At 71.0% G+C, this 17096-nt stretch carries 15 protein-coding genes and 1 pseudogene; 10 read left to right on the forward strand and 6 right to left on the reverse strand.

The annotated features are described in order from the left end of the window. Positions 1–36: 36 nt before the first annotated feature. From OGH68_RS10695 to OGH68_RS10710, 4 genes are all read right to left on the reverse strand, one after another. Positions 37–612: a TerD family protein gene (locus OGH68_RS10695; RefSeq protein ID WP_264243141.1), complete on the reverse strand. Its 576-nt coding sequence runs from the start codon at positions 610–612 to the stop codon at positions 37–39. Positions 613–735: 123 nt separating this feature from the next. After that, positions 736–1311: a TerD family protein gene (locus tag OGH68_RS10700; protein WP_264243142.1), complete on the reverse strand. Its 576-nt coding sequence runs from the start codon at positions 1309–1311 to the stop codon at positions 736–738. 135 nt (positions 1312–1446) lie between these two features. Continuing rightward, a complete protein-coding gene (locus tag OGH68_RS10705) occupies positions 1447–1905 on the reverse strand; it encodes a peroxiredoxin (protein ID WP_264243143.1) in 459 nt (152 codons plus the stop codon). A gap of 136 nt (positions 1906–2041) precedes the next feature. Continuing rightward, positions 2042–2482 (reverse strand): DUF3052 domain-containing protein, encoded by a 441-nt coding sequence (locus OGH68_RS10710; protein WP_264243144.1) that lies wholly within the window; start codon positions 2480–2482, stop codon positions 2042–2044. Positions 2483–2923: 441 nt separating this feature from the next. On the opposite strand from OGH68_RS10710, the gene aceE reads away from it, so the two are divergent. The 3 genes and pseudogenes from aceE (at position 2924) to OGH68_RS10725 (ending at position 7108) form a co-directional block, all read left to right on the forward strand. After that, positions 2924–5656 (forward strand): pyruvate dehydrogenase (acetyl-transferring), homodimeric type, encoded by a 2733-nt coding sequence (gene aceE / locus OGH68_RS10715; RefSeq protein ID WP_264243145.1) that lies wholly within the window; start codon positions 2924–2926, stop codon positions 5654–5656. A gap of 93 nt (positions 5657–5749) precedes the next feature. Then, positions 5750–6517, forward strand: coding sequence for a potassium channel family protein (locus tag OGH68_RS10720; protein WP_413470961.1), 768 nt, complete (start codon positions 5750–5752; stop codon positions 6515–6517). Positions 6518–6585: 68 nt separating this feature from the next. Then, positions 6586–7108 (forward strand): annotated as a pseudogene (locus OGH68_RS10725) (GNAT family N-acetyltransferase). A gap of 46 nt (positions 7109–7154) precedes the next feature. Here OGH68_RS10725 and OGH68_RS10730 read toward each other — a convergent pair. Together OGH68_RS10730 and OGH68_RS10735 are read right to left on the reverse strand one after the other, a co-directional pair. Beyond that, positions 7155–7541 (reverse strand): peptidase inhibitor family I36 protein, encoded by a 387-nt coding sequence (locus OGH68_RS10730; RefSeq protein WP_413470962.1) that lies wholly within the window; start codon positions 7539–7541, stop codon positions 7155–7157. Between the two features lie 149 nt (positions 7542–7690). Further along, a complete protein-coding gene (locus OGH68_RS10735; protein WP_264243147.1) occupies positions 7691–9301 on the reverse strand; it encodes an MFS transporter in 1611 nt (536 codons plus the stop codon). 114 nt (positions 9302–9415) lie between these two features. Between OGH68_RS10735 and OGH68_RS10740 the strand changes: the two genes are divergently transcribed. The 7 genes from OGH68_RS10740 to OGH68_RS10770 all read left to right on the forward strand — a co-directional run bounded on the left by OGH68_RS10740 (position 9416) and on the right by OGH68_RS10770 (position 17042). Continuing rightward, positions 9416–10066 carry a TetR family transcriptional regulator gene (locus OGH68_RS10740; protein ID WP_264243148.1) on the forward strand — a complete coding sequence of 217 codons (651 nt, stop codon included), beginning with the start codon at positions 9416–9418 and terminating at the stop codon, positions 10064–10066. Positions 10067–10251: 185 nt separating this feature from the next. Beyond that, on the forward strand, positions 10252–11454 hold the full coding sequence (locus OGH68_RS10745; RefSeq protein ID WP_264243149.1) for an alpha/beta hydrolase family protein: 1203 nt from the start codon (positions 10252–10254) through the stop codon (positions 11452–11454). A gap of 84 nt (positions 11455–11538) precedes the next feature. Then, the gene (locus tag OGH68_RS10750; RefSeq protein WP_264243150.1) at positions 11539–12426 is read left to right on the forward strand and encodes a DUF4429 domain-containing protein; all 888 of its coding nucleotides are present in this window, start codon (positions 11539–11541) and stop codon (positions 12424–12426) included. A gap of 230 nt (positions 12427–12656) precedes the next feature. Continuing rightward, positions 12657–14012, forward strand: a complete 1356-nt coding sequence (locus tag OGH68_RS10755) for a sensor histidine kinase (protein ID WP_413470963.1) — start codon at positions 12657–12659, stop codon at positions 14010–14012. After that, positions 14009–14692, forward strand: coding sequence for a response regulator (locus OGH68_RS10760; protein WP_264243152.1), 684 nt, complete (start codon positions 14009–14011; stop codon positions 14690–14692). The genes OGH68_RS10755 and OGH68_RS10760 overlap by 4 nt, the downstream gene beginning before the upstream one ends. 134 nt (positions 14693–14826) lie before the next feature. Next, positions 14827–15855, forward strand: coding sequence for an alpha/beta hydrolase family protein (locus tag OGH68_RS10765; RefSeq protein ID WP_264243153.1), 1029 nt, complete (start codon positions 14827–14829; stop codon positions 15853–15855). Next, entirely contained in the window at positions 15852–17042 is a 1191-nt protein-coding gene (locus OGH68_RS10770; RefSeq protein ID WP_264243155.1) for an acyltransferase family protein, read from the forward strand. The genes OGH68_RS10765 and OGH68_RS10770 overlap by 4 nt, the downstream gene beginning before the upstream one ends. Positions 17043–17096 lie beyond the last annotated feature (54 nt).

Consider the following 17096-nt stretch of genomic DNA (forward strand, 5'->3'; position numbering starts at 1 on the left):
ATGCCTGGGGGAACCTCCCCCGCACCGCACGCGGCTTTACGAAACGTTGACTCCGAAGTCTAGAGCGATGCCCCGCAGCCCCGACGCGTACCCCTGCCCCACGGCGCGGAACTTCCACTCGCCGCCGTAGCGGTAGAGCTCACCGAAGATCATCGCGGTCTCCGTGGACGCGTCCTCGCTCAGGTCGTAACGGGCGAGTTCCTGGCCGTCCGCCTGGTTGACCACACGGATGAAAGCGTTGCTGACCTGGCCGAAAGTCTGGCCGCGGTTGTCAGCCTCATGGATGGAGACGGGAAAGACGATCTTGTCCACATGGGCGGGCACCTTGGCGAGATCCACGAGCAGGGACTCGTCGTCGCCGTCACCCTCGCCGGTGAGGTTGTCACCGGTGTGCTCGACGGAGCCGTCAGGGCTCTTGAGCTGGTTGTAGAAGATGAACCACTCGTCGCCGAGCACCCGCCCGTTCTGGCAGAGCAGCGCGCTGGCGTCGAGGTCGAAGGGTGCGCCGGTGGTGGAGCGCGCGTCCCAGCCGAGCCCTACGAGCACCTGAGTGAGATTGGGTGCGGCCTTGGAGAGGGAGACATTGCCTCCCTTGGCGAGCGTGACGCCCATGTTGGTGAGTCCTCCCCTGGTGGCTTTGTGCCGAGGGCCCGGTAGGGGCCCAGGCGCGTCCGGCGCCGCACGGAGAGTGCGGCGCCGGACGCGGAGACTGCTGCCTGTGTCAGACGTTCATGGTCAGACGTTCACGCCGAAGTCCTGCGCGATGCCACGCAGGCCCGAGGCGTAACCCTGGCCGACGGCACGGAACTTCCACTCCGCGCCGTTGCGGTACAGCTCGCCGAAGACCATGGCGGTCTCCGTGGAGGCGTCCTCGCTCAGGTCGTAGCGGGCAAGTTCGCTGTTGTCGGCCTGGTTGACGACGCGGATGAAGGCGTTGCGCACCTGGCCGAAGGACTGCTGGCGGCTCTCGGCCTCGTAGATCGAGACCGGGAAGACGATCTTGTCGACGTCGGCCGGGACCGAGGCCAGGTTGACCTTGATCTGCTCGTCGTCGCCCTCGCCCTCGCCGGTGAGGTTGTCACCGGTGTGCTCGACGGAGCCGTCAGGGCTCTTGAGGTTGTTGAAGAAGACGAAGTTTCCGTCGTTGGTGACCTTGCCCTCGGTGTTCGCCAGCAGGGCGCTGGCGTCGAGGTCGAAGTCGGTACCTGTGGTGGTCCGGACGTCCCAGCCCAGGCCCACGGTCACCGCGGTCAGGTTCGGCGCGGCCTTGGTCAGCGAGACGTTGCCGCCCTTGCTGAGGCTGACTCCCACGAGTCCCTCCATTGGTTTCAAGGGGCAGCGCCCCCGTAGTGCGTGGTTATTCGGATCAACGAACGGATCCTAGTGACCGGTTCCCGCTCGCCGTGTCATTTCCGGGGGACAACCGCTGAAACCCCACGTGGGGGATCAGAGGGAGTCCAGCGCCTTGACGTAGTCGTTCAGGTCGCGGGCGTCGGGCAGACCGTTGACGACGGTCCAGCGCACGACGCCCTCCTTGTCGATGATGAAGGTGCCGCGCACCGCGCAGCCCTTCTCCTCGTCGAAGACGCCGTAGGCGCGCGAGGTCTCGCCGTGCGGCCAGAAGTCGGAGAGCAGCGGGTACTCGAGGCGCTCCTGCTCCCCGAAGACGCGCAGGGTGTGGATCGAGTCGCTGGAGACGGCCAGCAGCTGGGTGTCGTCGTTGACGAACTTCGGCAGCTCGTCGCGCAGCGCGCACAGCTCGCCGGTGCACACGCCGGTGAAGGCGAAGGGGTAGAAGAGGAGCACGACGTTCTTCTCGCCGCGGTAGTCCGCGAGCGAGACGGTGCGTCCGTGGTTGTCCTTGAGCTCGAACTCCGGCGCCTTGTCGCCGACCTCGATCGCCATGGAGAGCGTTTCCCTTCTGTAGCCCTGTGAGTCTGCAGCCCTGTGAGCCGTTGCGGTGCGGGAACAGCCTACGCAGAAGGCCCCCGCCGGCTCGCGCCGGTGGGGGCCTGGTGCCTGCTCTTCGCGGCTCGGCGGCTCAGCGCTTCCCCGACTTGGCCCCCTTGGGGGTGACCAGCCGGCTGCCACTCCAGTCCTTGCCGGCGGTGATGCTCTTGGTCTGGGAGAGACCCGCTGTCTGGGCGGCCTCATTGATGTCGCTGGGCTCGACATAGCCGTCACGGCCGGTCTTGGGAGTCATCAGCCAGACGACCCCGCCCTCGTCGATCAGACCGATGGCGTCCACCAGTGCGTCGGTGAGGTCCCCGTCCTCGTCGCGGAACCACAGCACGACGACGTCTGCGACGTCGTCGTAGTCCTCGTCGACGAGTTCCTGGCCGGTGACGGCCTCGATGCCCTCACGGAGTTCCTGCTCGACGTCGTCGTCGTAGCCGATCTCCTGGACCACTTGTCCGGGCTCGAACCCCAGCCTTGCCGCCGGGTTGGTCCGCTCCTCCGCGTGGTCCGCGGTCGCGCTCACGGCTTGCCTCCTGATCGTTTTCGACAAATGCTTCGGCCGCGCGCGTACGCGCGGCATTGGCCGTAGTCCACACGGGCGGGGCGGATCGCGCAAGTACCCGGCCGTACAGACCGCCGAAACGGTGACGTTTGCGGCTGTCTCGACGCAACTCCAGGCAAGCGACGGGTCCCCGCCACAACGGTGGCCACACCCTTCGGCCGCCTACGCGGCATTCCTACCCTTTCACATCCTCATCGGAACCGAACGACCGAACGAAACGCATGGACGGCTCGGGCGTAAGGTTGCGATTCGGTGCGGTCCGTACGCCGGGTACGCGCCGGATGTCGCTCAGACACAAGGGTTACCTCCGGGTAGAGATGACGTCAGCCTCCCCGCGGTACACGATGGGAGGCGGTGCGACAGCTCTGCCGACCGAGTGCCCCCGAACAGCGAAGGAACAGCGTGGCTTCCGGATCAGATCGCAACCCGATCATCATTGGCGGCCTTCCCAGCCAGGTCCCGGACTTCGATCCTGAAGAGACCCAGGAGTGGCTGGACTCCCTCGACGCCGCCGTCGACGAGCGGGGCCGGGAGCGGGCCCGCTACCTGATGCTCCGCCTGATCGAGCGGGCGCGCGAGAAGCGCGTCGCCGTGCCCGAGATGCGCAGCACGGACTACGTCAACACCATCGCCACCAAGGACGAGCCGTTCTTCCCCGGCAACGAGGAGATCGAGCGCAAGATCCTCAACGCGACCAGGTGGAACGCCGCGGTCATGGTCTCGCGCGCGCAGCGCCCCGGCATCGGCGTCGGCGGGCACATCGCCACCTTCGCCTCCTCCGCCTCCCTGTACGACGTGGGCTTCAACCACTTCTTCCGCGGCAAGGACGACGGCAGGGGCGGCGACCAGATCTTCTTCCAGGGGCACGCCTCCCCCGGTATCTACGCCCGCGCCTTCCTGCTCGACCGGCTCAGCGAGCAGCAGCTCGACGGCTTCCGCCAGGAGAAGTCTAAGGAGCCGTACGGGCTCTCCAGCTACCCGCACCCCCGGTCCATGCCGGACTTCTGGGAGTTCCCGACGGTCTCCATGGGCCTCGGCCCGCTCGGCGCCATCTACCAGGCGCGCATGAACCGCTACATGGAGGCGCGCGGTATCGCGGACACCTCCGACTCGCACGTGTGGGCGTTCCTCGGCGACGGCGAGATGGACGAGCCCGAGTCGCTGGGCCAGCTGTCCATCGCCGCGCGTGAGGGCCTGGACAATCTGACCTTCGTGGTCAACTGCAACCTCCAGCGCCTCGACGGCCCGGTCCGCGGCAACGGCAAGATCATCCAGGAGCTGGAGTCGCAGTTCCGCGGCGCCGGCTGGAACGTGATCAAGCTGGTCTGGGACCGCTCCTGGGACCCGCTGCTCGCCCAGGACCGCGACGGCGTGCTGGTGAACAAGCTGAACACCACCCCCGACGGCCAGTTCCAGACGTACGCCACGGAGACCGGCGCGTACATCCGCGAGCACTTCTTCGGCGGCGACCAGCGGCTGCGCAAGATGGTCGAGAACATGACCGACGACCAGATCCTGCACCTGGGCCGCGGCGGACACGACCACCGCAAGGTCTTCGCCGCGTACACGGCGGCCAAGGCGCACAAGGGCCAGCCGACGGTGATCCTCGCCCAGACCATCAAGGGCTGGACGCTGGGGCCGAACTTCGAGGGCCGCAACGCCACGCACCAGATGAAGAAGCTGACGGTCGACGACCTGAAGCGCTTCCGGGACCGGCTCCACCTGCCGATCACCGACCAGCAGCTCGAGAGCGGCCCGCCGCCGTACTACCACCCCGGGCGGGACTCCGAAGAGATCCAGTACATGCACGACCACCGCAAGTCCTGCGGCGGATACGTGCCGACCCGGGTGGTGCGGGCGAAGCCGCTGGCGCTGCCCGAGGACAAGACGTACGCAGCGGTGAAGAAGGGCTCCGGTCAGCAGTCGATCGCCACCACCATGGCGTTCGTCCGACTGCTGAAGGACCTCATGCGGGACAAGGAGATCGGCAAGCGGTTCGTGCTGATCGCGCCCGACGAGTACCGCACCTTCGGCATGGACTCGTTCTTCCCGAGTGCGAAGATCTACAACCCGCTGGGCCAGCAGTACGAGGCCGTGGACCGTGAGCTGCTGCTCGCGTACAAGGAGTCGCCGACCGGTCAGATGCTGCACGACGGCATCTCGGAGGCCGGCTGCACCGCCTCGCTGATCGCCGCCGGTTCGGCGTACGCCACGCACGGCGAGCCGCTGATCCCGGTGTACGTCTTCTACTCGATGTTCGGCTTCCAGCGCACCGGCGACCAGTTCTGGCAGATGGCCGACCAGCTGGCACGCGGCTTCGTGCTCGGCGCCACCGCCGGGCGGACGACGCTGACCGGCGAGGGCCTCCAGCACGCGGACGGCCACTCGCAGCTGCTCGCCTCGACGAACCCGGCGTGTGTCGCCTACGACCCGGCGTTCGGCTTCGAGATCGCGCACATCGTCCAGGACGGTCTGCGCCGGATGTACGGCCCCGACGCCGAGGACGTCTTCTACTACCTCACCGTCTACAACGAGCCCATCCAGCACCCGGCGGAGCCCGCCGACGTGGACGTCGAGGGCATCCTCAAGGGCATCCACCGCTTCAAGCAGGGCGAGCAGGGCTCCATCCCCGCGCAGATCATGGCGTCCGGCGTGGCCGTGCCGTGGGCCGTCGAGGCGCAGCGCATCCTCGCCGAGGAGTGGAACGTACGCGCCGACGTGTGGTCGGCGACGTCGTGGAACGAGCTGCGCCGCGAGGCGGTCGAGGTGGAGCGGCACAATCTGCTGCACCCCGAGGAGGAGCAGCGCGTCCCGTACGTGACGCGCAAGCTGTCCGGCTCCGAGGGCCCGTTCGTCGCGGTGTCCGACTGGATGCGAGGGGTGCCCGACCAGATCGCCCGCTGGGTGCCCGGCACCTACCAGTCGCTGGGCGCCGACGGCTTCGGCTTCGCGGACACGCGTGGCGCGGCCCGTCGCTTCTTCCACATCGACGCCCAGTCGATCGTGCTGGGGGTGCTGACCGAGCTGGCCCGCGAGGGCAAGGTCGACCGCAGCGCCCTGAAGCAGGCGGTGGACCGCTACCAGCTGCTGGACGTGGCGGCGGCCGACCCGGGGGCGGCCGGCGGCGACGCGTGACGGCCTCGGCCGGCCGAGTCACGGCTACGGCCCGGTAAAGGGCGGCGGACCCGACGGGTCCGCCGCCCTCGCCGTTTCCTTACGATGCATGCCATGAAGCAGCAAACCGCCCAGGTCCGCTGGGAGCAGCGCCTGCAGACGCCTCTGCTGTCGCTCTCCCTCGTCTTCGCGGTCGCCTACGCGGTGCAGATCGTCACCCCGGGCGCGCCGGACTGGGTGCACAAGACGTGCCAGGTGGCCGAGTGGGTCGTCTGGGGCGCGTTCGCCGTCGACTACGTCGTACGGCTGGCGCTGGCACCCGGGAAGTGGCTGTTCGTGCGCAGCCACCCGCTCGATCTGGTCGCGGTGCTGCTGCCGCTGGTGCAGCCGCTGCGACTGCTGCGGCTGGTGTCCACGCTGCTGCTGGTCGGCCGGCGGGCCCGGATGGCGCCGCAGATCACGCTGACCACCTATGTCGGCGGCGCGGTCGTCGGGCTGATGATGTTCGGTTCGCTGGCGGTGCTCCAGGTGGAGCGGGACGCTCCCGGCGGGAACATCAAGACGCTCGGCGACGCGGTGTGGTGGTCGTTCACGACGATGACGACGGTCGGGTACGGCGACCTCTCGCCGACGACGGGACTGGGCCGGGTGCTCGCGGTCGGGCTGATGATCTCCGGCATCGCGCTCCTCGGTGTCGTGACCGCCAACATCGCGGCCTGGTTCATCTCCCGCTTCGAGCGGGACGACGCGGCGGAACGGCGGCAGACGGCGCTGCTGGAGGCGCTGACGGCCGAGGTGCGGGAGCTGCGGGCGGAGGTGGCCCGGCTGTCGGACACGCAGGGCACCGCCGCCGTGCCCGAGGCGCCCGCGCCGAGGGTGTGAAGGGCGGGCGGTGACCGCCCGGAGCGTGAGGGGCGGGCGGGTGACCGCCCGGAGGAAAGGTGTGGCTCATGGGGAACGGGACGGGCCCGGACCTGGCGGGGCCGGCGCGAACGACGTCGGCGCACGGCGCGGGATGGACGCTGCGTTCCGCGGTGGCGGCGGACATCGAGCCGATCGCGGAGTTGCGGGCCAGGGTCATGCGCGCGGACCTGGAGCGCCTCGGGCGCTACGACGAGCACCGGGTGCGGCAGCGGCTGCGCGACTCCTTCTCCGCACGGCACACCTCGGTCATCATGATCGACCGCGAACTCGCGGGATGCGTCACGGTCCGGCCCTGCGAAGGCAGGCAGTGGCTGGAGCACTTCTACCTCGATCCGCGTCATCAGGGCCGCGGGCTGGGATCAGCCGTCCTGCGCACGGTGCTGCGGCGGACCGACGCAGGGGACGACCGTGGGTCTGAACGTCCTGCAGGGCAGTGCCGCCCGCCGGCTCTACGAGCGCCACGGATTCGTCGTGGAGGCCCAGGACCCGGTCGACGTCTTCATGGTGCGCCCACCGGCCACAGCGGCGGGCACCGCTGCGAACGCCTGACCCGCCCCGGGCAGGGCGGGCCCGTGCCCGTGGCACGGGCCGGGTCCTAGTTCTCCCAGATCTTGAACGCCCTCGCCCGGTAGGGCGACCTGGGCACCCACGTACCGCCGCCCGGGTAGGTCTCGAACTCGCCGGTCTCCGCGCACTCCCGCGACTGGTAGGTCGTGACCGGCCTGCCGGTGCGGTTGGCCAGGGCCTGCGCCGAGGTGCCGGAGGGCAGCGGCACACAGCTCTCGATGTCGGTCCCGGCGAGCTCATGGGTCTGGCGTGCGCCGCTGAAGTCGGTCCCGGCCCACAGGCACAGCTCGCCGGCCGCGCACTCCCCGAGGCGCGGTGGCGCCGCGGCGGACGCGGTGGCGGTCGGGAGCGGCTGCAGCAGCATCGGCAGCAGTACGGCGGCGGCGGTCAGGGTCGCGGCGGTGGTCCTGCGCATGAATGGTCCCCGTGGGTCGTACGAAGCGGTCGACCGCAGCCTGACCTGCGGTGTCCCGGTCGCGGAAGGGGCGGCGGGGCGAATCATCCGGATAGGCGACAGCCCCGTCGCGGGGTGCCCGGCGGGGCTGTCGGTGCGGGTGGTTGACGTCAGATGTGGGCCGCGCCCGCACCGGCCTCCGCGTTCTCGCCGCGCTTGGTGAGCAGGGCGACCAGCGCGGCGACGACCGCCACGATCCCGGCGACGGTGAACGCCATGCCCATGCCGGACATGAACGTGTCGTGGATGACGTCACCGATCCTGGTGACGAGATCGGGCGTCATACCGGGTGCCTGGGCCAGCTCGCCGGGCACGGCGCCGAACTCGGCGGCCTGCTCCAGCCGGGGGTCCGGCGGGACCGGGATGCCGGCGTCCTGCCAGTTGCCCGCGAAGTCGGCGTTGACCTTGGAGGTCATCACCGCGCCGAGGACGGCCGTGCCGAGCGCGCCGCCGACCTGCATCGCGGCCTGCTGGAGACCGCCCGCGACGCCGGAGAGCTCCAGCGGGGCGTTGCCCACGATGACCTCGGTGGCGCCGACCATGACCGGCGCGAGGCCGAGGCCGAGCAGGGCGAACCACAGGGACATCGCGAGGGTGCCGGTGTCCTCGGTGAGCGTGGTCATGCCGAACATGGCGGTGGCGGTGCAGACCATGCCGCCAACGAGCGGGACACGCGGCCCGAACTTGGTGATCAGCACACCGGCCAGCGGCGAGGAGACGATCATCATGCCCGTCAGCGGCAGCAGCCGCAGGCCACTGTCGACGGGGCTCATCTCCTGGACGCCCTGGAGGAAGAACGTCACGAAGAACAGGCCGCCCATGAACGCGAAGGCCATCAGGACCATCAGGACGGTGCCCGCGCTGAGCGGGACGGAGCGGAACATCGCGAGCGGGACCAGCGGCTCGGCGACCTTGGTCTCCCAGACGGCGAACAGCAGGAAGAGGACCACTGCCGCGACCAGCCAGCCGACGGTGCTCGCGGAGCCCCAGCCCCACTCACCGGCCTTGATCAGCGGCCAGACGGTGCTGAACATCGCGCCCGACAGCAGCACGATGCCGAGGATGTCGAACGACTTCGGCGCGTTCTCGGCCCGGTGGTCCTTCAGGATGACCAGTCCGAGGACCAGGGCGAGGATGCCGACGGGCACGTTGATGAAGAACACCGACTGCCAGCTGACGTGCTCGACGAGCACACCACCGAGGATGGGGCCGCCGGCCGTGGACGCTCCGATGACCATGCCCCAGATGCCGATCGCCATGTTCAGCTTCTCGGCGGGGAAGGTGGCGCGCAGGAGGCCCAGCGCAGCCGGCATCAGCAGGGCGCCGAAGAGGCCCTGCAGCACGCGGAAGACGATCACCAGGGCGATCGAGTCGGACAGGCCGATGGCCGCGGAGGCAGCGCCGAAGCCCGCGATGCCGATCAGGAAGGTCTGGCGGTGGCCGAAGCGGTCACCGAGCTTGCCCGCCGTGATCAGTGCGACGGCCAGGGCGAGCAGATAACCGTTGGTGATCCACTGCACGTCGGCGAGCGAGGCGCCGAGGTCCTTCTGGATCGCGGGGTTGGCGATCGCGACGATCGTGCCGTCCAGCGCGACCATCATCACGCCGATGGCCACGGAGAACAGGGTCAGCCAGGGGTGGCCGCGAAGCCCCTTGACCGGTGCCGGAGCGGAATCCCGGGGATCCCTCGGCGCCTTTTCGACGGTGGTCTGACTAGTCATACGAGGAGGTTAATGTCAGCCACTGACAGTTGACAAACGAGTTCACTAGTCGGTAAGTGTCACGTGACTCGGCGATAGCCTGAGCAGGCAAAGCGCCGAAAAGAGGACGATGAAGTGACGACGGCAGAGCCGACCGGGCTGCGCGCCCGCAAGAAACAGCGCACCCGTGACGCCCTGGTGCGCGTCGCCCTCGAGCTGTTCACCACCCGGGGGTACGAACGGACCACCGTCGACGAGATCGCGGACGCGGTCGAGGTGTCCCAGCGCACCTTCTTCCGGTATTTCGCCTCCAAGGAAGAAGTCGCCTTCGCCGTCCAGGAGATCGTGGAGTCGCACTATGTAGCGGCCCTGCGCGGGCGGCCCGCGGAGGAAGGCCCGCTCGAAGCGCTCCGCAACGCCGTGTTCGAGGCATGGGACACCATCGGAGAAGCCGTCGAGGAGATCGTCCCCCTCGACCTCCACATGCGCAGCTTCCAGATGATCGAGTCCACCCCGGCACTGCTCGCCGCGCACCTGCGACGCTCCACCGTGATGGAGGAGGCCCTCGCCCGGCTCGTCGCCGAACGGGAGGGGCTCGACGTGAACGCCGACGCCCGGCCACGGGTCGCGGTGGCCGCGTTCAGCGGCGTGATGCGGGCCACGGGGCGGCTGTGGGGCCAGGGACAGGACCCCAGTTTGGAGGCGATCCGCTCGCTCACGGAGACGTTCCTCGACCAGCTCGGCCCCGCGCTCGCACAGAACTGGCGCACCCCGGCCGGACCATGAGACGCGGGTGACAGGACAGACGTCCAACAGGGCCCGTACGCACCGGAAATGCGCCGGCATGACACCGGCGGACGTACGCGACGCGCACGGAACGTCACCCTCCTCCCCCGCGATCCGCCGTCCGACACGTGATCTGCCTCACGCTGATCGTCTGCACCCGCGCCCTTCTCCTAGGGTGTCCCGCAGTGACTTCCTTCGACACCTCCCCCACCTCGACCGCGTGGCGCGCCGTGCTGGCCCTCGCGGTGGTGTTCGTGATGCTGGCGACCACCGGCTGGACCGCCGTACGGCATCAGCGCGGGCCACGCGACGTGCTCGAGGCCGAACTGGCCGGCTGGAACAAGGCGCGGGTCGGGGCCCGGGAGCTGCCCGGTCTGAACACTCCACCGCATGAACTGGCCGCGTTCTTCGAGTGGCTCGGCAGCGCACGCAGCGCCCGGCTCGCCGAGAAGTACCCGCACATCGTGGGCAACCTCAACGGCGCACCCGTCACGCTCCGTTATCAGGCCAACCGCGTGGCGCTGGCCGCCTCCCTGGTGCGTGAGCGCCAAAGGGTCGCCGGACCCGGTCTGACCGCCGCCGGTCACCACCAGGCCGTGCGCCGGATGCACCGGTTCCAGTCGCTGATGAACCCCGACCGGCAGATCCTCGCCTTCGACCCGTCCGGCTCCGGCCGGGTGGCCGAGGTCTTCGGCGACCTGGACCGGGCCCAGCGCGTCTCGGTGATCGTGCCCGGCGTCGACACCAACCTGCTCACTTTCCAGCGCACCGCCCGCAAGTACACGGCCCCGGTCGGGATGGCCCAGTCCCTGTACGCGGCGCAGCGGGCGGCCGCACCCCGGCTCCGTACGGCGGTCATCGCCTGGGCCGACTACACCTCCCCCGTCGGCATCGGCATGGAGTCCGCCATCGGGCGGCTCGCGGAGAACGGCGCGGTACGGCTGGTCGCGCTCACCCGGGCGCTGCCCGGCCGCTCACCCGTCTCGCTGTTCTGCCACAGCTACGGCTCCGTGGTGTGCGGGGTCGCCGCGCGGCAACTTCCCTCACGGGTCCGTGACGTGGCCGTCGCCGGCAGCCCCGGCATGCGCGCCGAGAGCGTCGCCGGACTGCACACGACCGCGCGCGTCTGGGCCATGCGCGACGCCGACGACTGGATCGAGGACGTCCCCCACCTGGAGGTCGGCGGACTCGGCCACGGCGAGGACCCGGTGATACCGGAGTTCGGTGCGCGACTGCTCTCGGCGAAGGGCGCCGTCGGCCATACCGGCTATTTCGAGCCGGAAACCGAGAGCGTCCACAACTTCGCCGACATAGGCGTCGGCGCATATGCCAACGTGAGCTGCGCAGCCGGTACCGACACCTGCCGAAGTGGTATTTCCGGTGCCTGAGCGGGCTGACGCGCGTAGAGCCCGGTCAAAAGGGACGGCCGCCGAGGGGCGACGCGCGGGCCCGAGCCGCATACGATGAGGCACATGGGTGATGTGCTGGCCGGAATTCAAGCCACCTGGGAGTTCGAGACCGACTCCGTGCTCATCCGCTTCGAACGGGGGATCCGCACGCCGAAGCTTCTCTCCTCGCTGCGCGAACGACGCGTTCCGCACGAGGCGTTGGCATCGGTGACGCTCACCCCGGGCAAGCGCGGCACGGTGGTGCTGCATGCTGTTCCCAGACCCGGCGCGGATCCGCTGATGGAGGCGGCCGCCGGGCAGCTCAAGGAAGGGTGCGATCCGTACCGGCTGGTACTGCCGGCGGAGCGGGAGACGCTCGCCGAGTACTACGCCGACGAGCTGCGCGCCGCGCTCGGCCCGGACGCCGGGCGGCCCGCGGAGCGCTATCTCGTCTCCGCGCCCCAGGCGCCGATCGGCTTCAAGGCGTACGACGGCAAGGCGTCCTTCGACGGCTCGAGCGTGGCGTTCCGGTGGTTCTGGACCGGTGCGTCGTCCGCCAAGTGGAAGGCCGGCGATCAGACCTTCGCCGTGTCGGAGCTGAGCGGCGTCGAATGGCGTTCGCCGGAGGTCTTCGACGGCTATCTGAGGCTGCTGCGGCGCGGCGACGCGGATCCCACCGGCCCGGCGGCGGCTGCTGCCGCGGTGGCCGCGGCGCAGGCGGACCAGGACCCGGCGGCGGTCGTCTTCGGGCTCGGGTACGGGCCGGTGCACGAGTCCCTGCCGTTCGCGGCGGCGGTCCTCGAGTCGATCCGCACGCAGACCCCGGCCCCGGCCCTGACGGCCCCCGCGACCCGCCGCGACCCGGCGGACATCGCGGACCGGATACGGCACCTGGGGGACCTGCATCTGGCGGGGCTCGTGACGGACGAGGAATTCACGCGCAAGAAGGCGGAGCTCCTGGCGGAGCTGTGACGGCCTCGCGGCGCGGGCGCGTACCCGCTGCGCGGGGCCGTTCCCCTACCCGCCCCTCGCCGAAACCGGGGGCTCCTCCCCCTAGGCCTGGCGGCCTGGGGGACCCCCACGGACCCCCGGTACCGCGCTTCGCGCGGTGGCCTCAATCGCCGGCCGGGCTGACTGTGTCAGCCCCGCCGGCGCCGCGCACCCGTCGCACCACGGTACGACCCACCACCCCCGCCCCCGGTATGACGCGCACGACCGCCCACCCCACCTACGCTGACCCCGTCATGCCTCGAACCCCCGCCCCCCACCACCCCCTCGCCACCGCCGCCAAGCGCGGTGCCCGGCTGATCGCCGACGAACTCAGGACGCCGTCCCGGTCCACCGCCCCCCTCCTCGGCCGCGCCGGAAAGCGGTGGCTGCGCATGCTGCCGTACACCATCGTGTTCGGCTTCGTCGCGACGCTGCTGCCGGTCACGGCCACCGTGCTGATTCAGGACTACCGGCTCGGCGGCGCCCTCGCCGGTGCGCTGGCGACCGCGCAGACCGCGCCGCTGCTGCTCGCCGTGACGCGGCCGCTGCAGGCCTGGTGGATCGTGTTCACCGCCGACTTCGCGGGCGCCCTCGCGCTGATGGGCGCGGCGGGCACGGCCGGCCGGAGCTGGCCGTGGACCCCGATGGTCGTCGTCGGTTACCTGCTGCTCATGGCGTGTCTCGGCCTGCGCGAACCGCGCCGCAAGCTCGTCGCCGTGTGGTTGACGACCGGCGCGGCGGGGCTGCTGTTCGAGCTGGTCCCGCGAGACCGCGGCGACGGCGTGCATCTGCTGCTGTTCGTGCTGAGCGGCGTCGTACTGGTCGTCACCGGCGCACTGCGCGAACGGGGCGACGCCCAGCGGCGGCTGGTCGTGCAGGAGACCATCAGCGAGGCGGAGCGTGCCCAGCGCACCCTGCTCGAGGAACGCGCCCGGATCGCCCGTGAACTGCACGACGTCGTGGCGCACCACATGTCGGTGATCACCGTGCAGGCGGACTCGGCTCCGTACCGGATCGAGGGACTGCCCGACGCCGCCCGCGACGAGTTCGGCTCGATCGCGGCGAGCGCGCGCGAGTCGCTGACCGAGATGCGGCGGCTGCTCTCGGTGCTGCGGAGCGACGGCACGGAGGGCGAGCGGGCCCCGCAGCCGGGGCTGGACCGGGTGCAGCAGCTGGTGGAGGCGACGGTACGGGCCGGTGTGCCGGCCGAGGTGTCGCTCGCCGCCGATCTCGGCGAGGTGCCGCAGACCGTGGACCTTTCCGCGTACCGGATCGTGCAGGAGGCCCTGGCGAACGTCGTACGGCACGCGCCCGGCGCGGCCACCCGGGTCTCCGTGACGTCCGACGACGGCCATCTGACCGTGCTGGTCGTCAACGGCCCCGCCGGGGAACGCACATCACCGCTGGAGACCACCGGTACCGGACACGGCCTGGTCGGCATGCGGGAACGCGTACGGTTGACCGGCGGCACGCTCGACACCGGGCCGCTGCCCGACGGCGGCTTCCGTGTCGCGGCCCGCCTTCCCCTGACGACACAGCCCACCGAGAGTGCCGAGGACCCGAGTTGACCATTCGCGTGATCATCGTCGACGACCAGGCCATGGTGCGCGCCGGGTTCGCCGCGCTGCTCGCGGCGCAGAGCGACATCGACGTGGTGGGCGAGGCACCGGACGGCCGCAGGGGCGTCGAGGTGAGCCGCGCCGCGCACCCGGACGTGGTGCTGATGGACGTACGGATGCCGGAGATGGACGGCCTCGCGGCGGCGCGCGAGCTGCTGAACCCTCCGGTGGGTATCGTGCACCGGCCCAAGGTGCTGATGCTGACCACGTTCGACGTGGACGACTACGTGTACGAGGCGCTGCGCGCCGGTGCGTCCGGCTTCCTGCTCAAGGACGCGCCGCCCGCGGACCTGATCGCCGCCGTACGCATCGTCGCCGCCGGCGAGGCGCTGCTCGCGCCGTCGGTGACCCGCCGGCTGATCGCGGACTTCGCCGCGCAGCGGCCCGCCCCGCGCAAGGATCCGTCGCTGCGGCGCAGTGGGCTCACCCCGCGCGAGACCGAGGTCCTGGAACTGATCGCCCGCGGCCTGTCCAACCAGGAGATCGCCGGGCACCTGGTGCTGGCGGAGCAGACGGTCAAGACGCACATCGGCCGTGTGCTGGCCAAACTCGACCTGCGTGACCGGGCACAGGCCGTGATCTTCGCGTACGAGTCGGGCCTCGTGCGCCCCGGGGACGCCGCGAGCTGACCCCCGGGGACTCGTCCCGGTGATACCCCGGTACGACACCGGAGTTGGCCCCCCGGTGTGACGTGCCGTCACCCGTCCTCTTCCTACCTTCCTCTCCGCCACAGCAACGGAGTGAGAGAGAGGGAGGCGGGCGGATGCGCCGCTTCAAGAGGACCCTGGTCGCCGTCGCGCTCGCGACGACCGTGGCCGCGGGGACCACCGGCTGGGCCTCGGGGAACACCCAGCGCCCGGTGACCGGCCCCCCGCCGGGCAGCGCCGCCTGGGTGGCGGACACCTCGCTGGGGCGGGCGCTTCCCGACTCGGCCGTCGCGACGCCCGCCGAAGTCGCGGCCTTCTTCGGCTCGTTGAGCGACCGCGAGCGGCGAGATCTCGTCCGCCGCCACCCGCTCGTCGTCGGCAATCTCGACGGCGCCCCGGTGGCCCTGCGGTACCGGGCCAACGCCCTTGCCCTGCACGGCACTCCGTACGAGCATCTGGTCGGCCGGCAGATCCTGGCCTTCGACCCGCGCGGCCGCGGGCAGGTCGCGGAGGTGTACGGAGACCTGGAGCGGGCCCGGGAGGTGTCCGTCGTCGTCCCCGGCTCCGACATCGACGCCGCGACCTTCGACCGGGCGAACGACCCGTACGGCACCCCGGCCGGCATGGCGAAGTCCCTGCGGGCCGCGACCGGCACCGGCACGGCCGTCGTCGCCTGGGCCGGTTACACCACCCCGGTCGGTGTCGGCCTCGACGCCGCTACAGGCGACCTCGCGGAGGCGGGCGCGGACCGGCTGACCCGGTTCACCGAGGGGCTCGCCGCCACCGGCACGGCGAAGCCCGCGCTGTTCTGCCACAGCTACGGCTCCGTCGTGTGCGGTCTCGCCGCCGACAGCGTCGACGCCCGCGACATCGTCGTCCTCGCCTCGCCGGGCATGCGCGCGGAGAACGTGCGCGACCTGGGCACGGACGCGCGGGTGTGGGCCGCGAAGAACCCCTCGGACTGGATCTCCAAGGTCCCCCATGTGCGCTTCGCGGGCCTCGGGCACGGCGCCGACCCGGCCGACCCGTCCTTCGGCGCGCGCCGCGTCCCCGCGGAGCTCGCCGAGGGCCACACCGGCTACTTCGCGCCCGGTACGGACTCGCTGCGCGCCTTCGCCGCCATCGCGGAAGGACACGTCCGATGAGACTCGCGGAGCTGATCGAGGCACGCACCCCGGCCCACCGCGACCGGGCCGTCGACGGGCTGCGGGCGGTCGCGCTGCTCGCCGTGCCCACGGGGCACTGGCTGCTCGGCGGGTTCACCCTCGACGCGGACGGCGCGCTGCACAACGCCAGCCCGCTGTCGGCGTTCGGCTTCTTCGCGCCGGTCAGCTGGGTGCTCCAGATGCTGGGGATCTTCTTCCTGGTCGGCGGGTACGCCTCCGTGCTCTCGTACCACCGCCGTACGGGCACCACCGGCGCCTGGCTCCGGCAGCGCGTCACCCGTCTCGGCCGGCCCGTGCTCGGCGTGACGGCCGTCTGGGCGGTGCTGATCCCGGTGCTGTGGTGGCTCGGCGTTCCCGACGACACGCTGCGCACCGGTTCGACGCTGGTGGTGCAGCCGCTGTGGTTCGTGGGCGTCTACACGCTGGTCACCGTCCTGACCCCGTACTGCGTCCGGGCCGCGCGCCGGCTGGGCGCGTGGGCGGCCGCGCCGCTGCTCGGCGCGGTGGCAGTGGTCGACCTGCTGCGCTACGGCCCGTACGCCGACGTCGTGCCGGCGTGGGTCGGCGTCGTCAACATCCTGCCCGGGTGGCTGTTCGCCTATCAGCTCGGCGTGAGCTGGGGCGAGGGGCGCGTCGGCCGCCGGCCGGCGTGGGTGCTGCTGGTGGGCGGGGGCGCGCTGTTCGCGGCGCTGCTGCTCCTCTTCGGCTACCCGGCGTCGATGGTCGGTGTCCCCGGCGAGGCCCGCACCAACTCCCATCCGCCGTCCCTGCTGGTCCTGGCGCTCGCCGCCGCGCAGAGCGGCGCGGCGATCCTGCTCCGGGAACGGCTCGGCCGGCTGCTGACGCGGCGGCCCGCGGTGTGGGCGCCGGTCGTCGTGATCAACCTGTCGGCGATGACGATCCTGTGCTGGCACCAGACGGCGATGCTCACGGCCGCCGTGCCCGCGGGCCTTCTGGGTGAGGTCCCCGGACTGACGACAGCACCGGACTCGCTGGGCTGGGTCGCGGCGAGGGTGGCGTGGTTGCCGGTGTTCGCGGGACTGCTGATGCTGATCGCGCGGCGTGTGCGGGGGTTCGAGGAGCCGTGGCCACGGAGGGCGGGGGCGCGGGTGGTGGCGGGGGTGCTGGCGGTGGGGTTCGCGGTGTACGCGTTCGGCTTGGCGTGAGCGTCGGGCGGGGGCGGGCGAGCGGGCCGCTGCGCGGAGCCTGTTCCCCACCCC

The sequence above is a fragment of the Streptomyces peucetius genome, assembly GCF_025854275.1.
Taxonomy (GTDB): Bacteria; Actinomycetota; Actinomycetes; order Streptomycetales; family Streptomycetaceae; genus Streptomyces; species Streptomyces peucetius_A.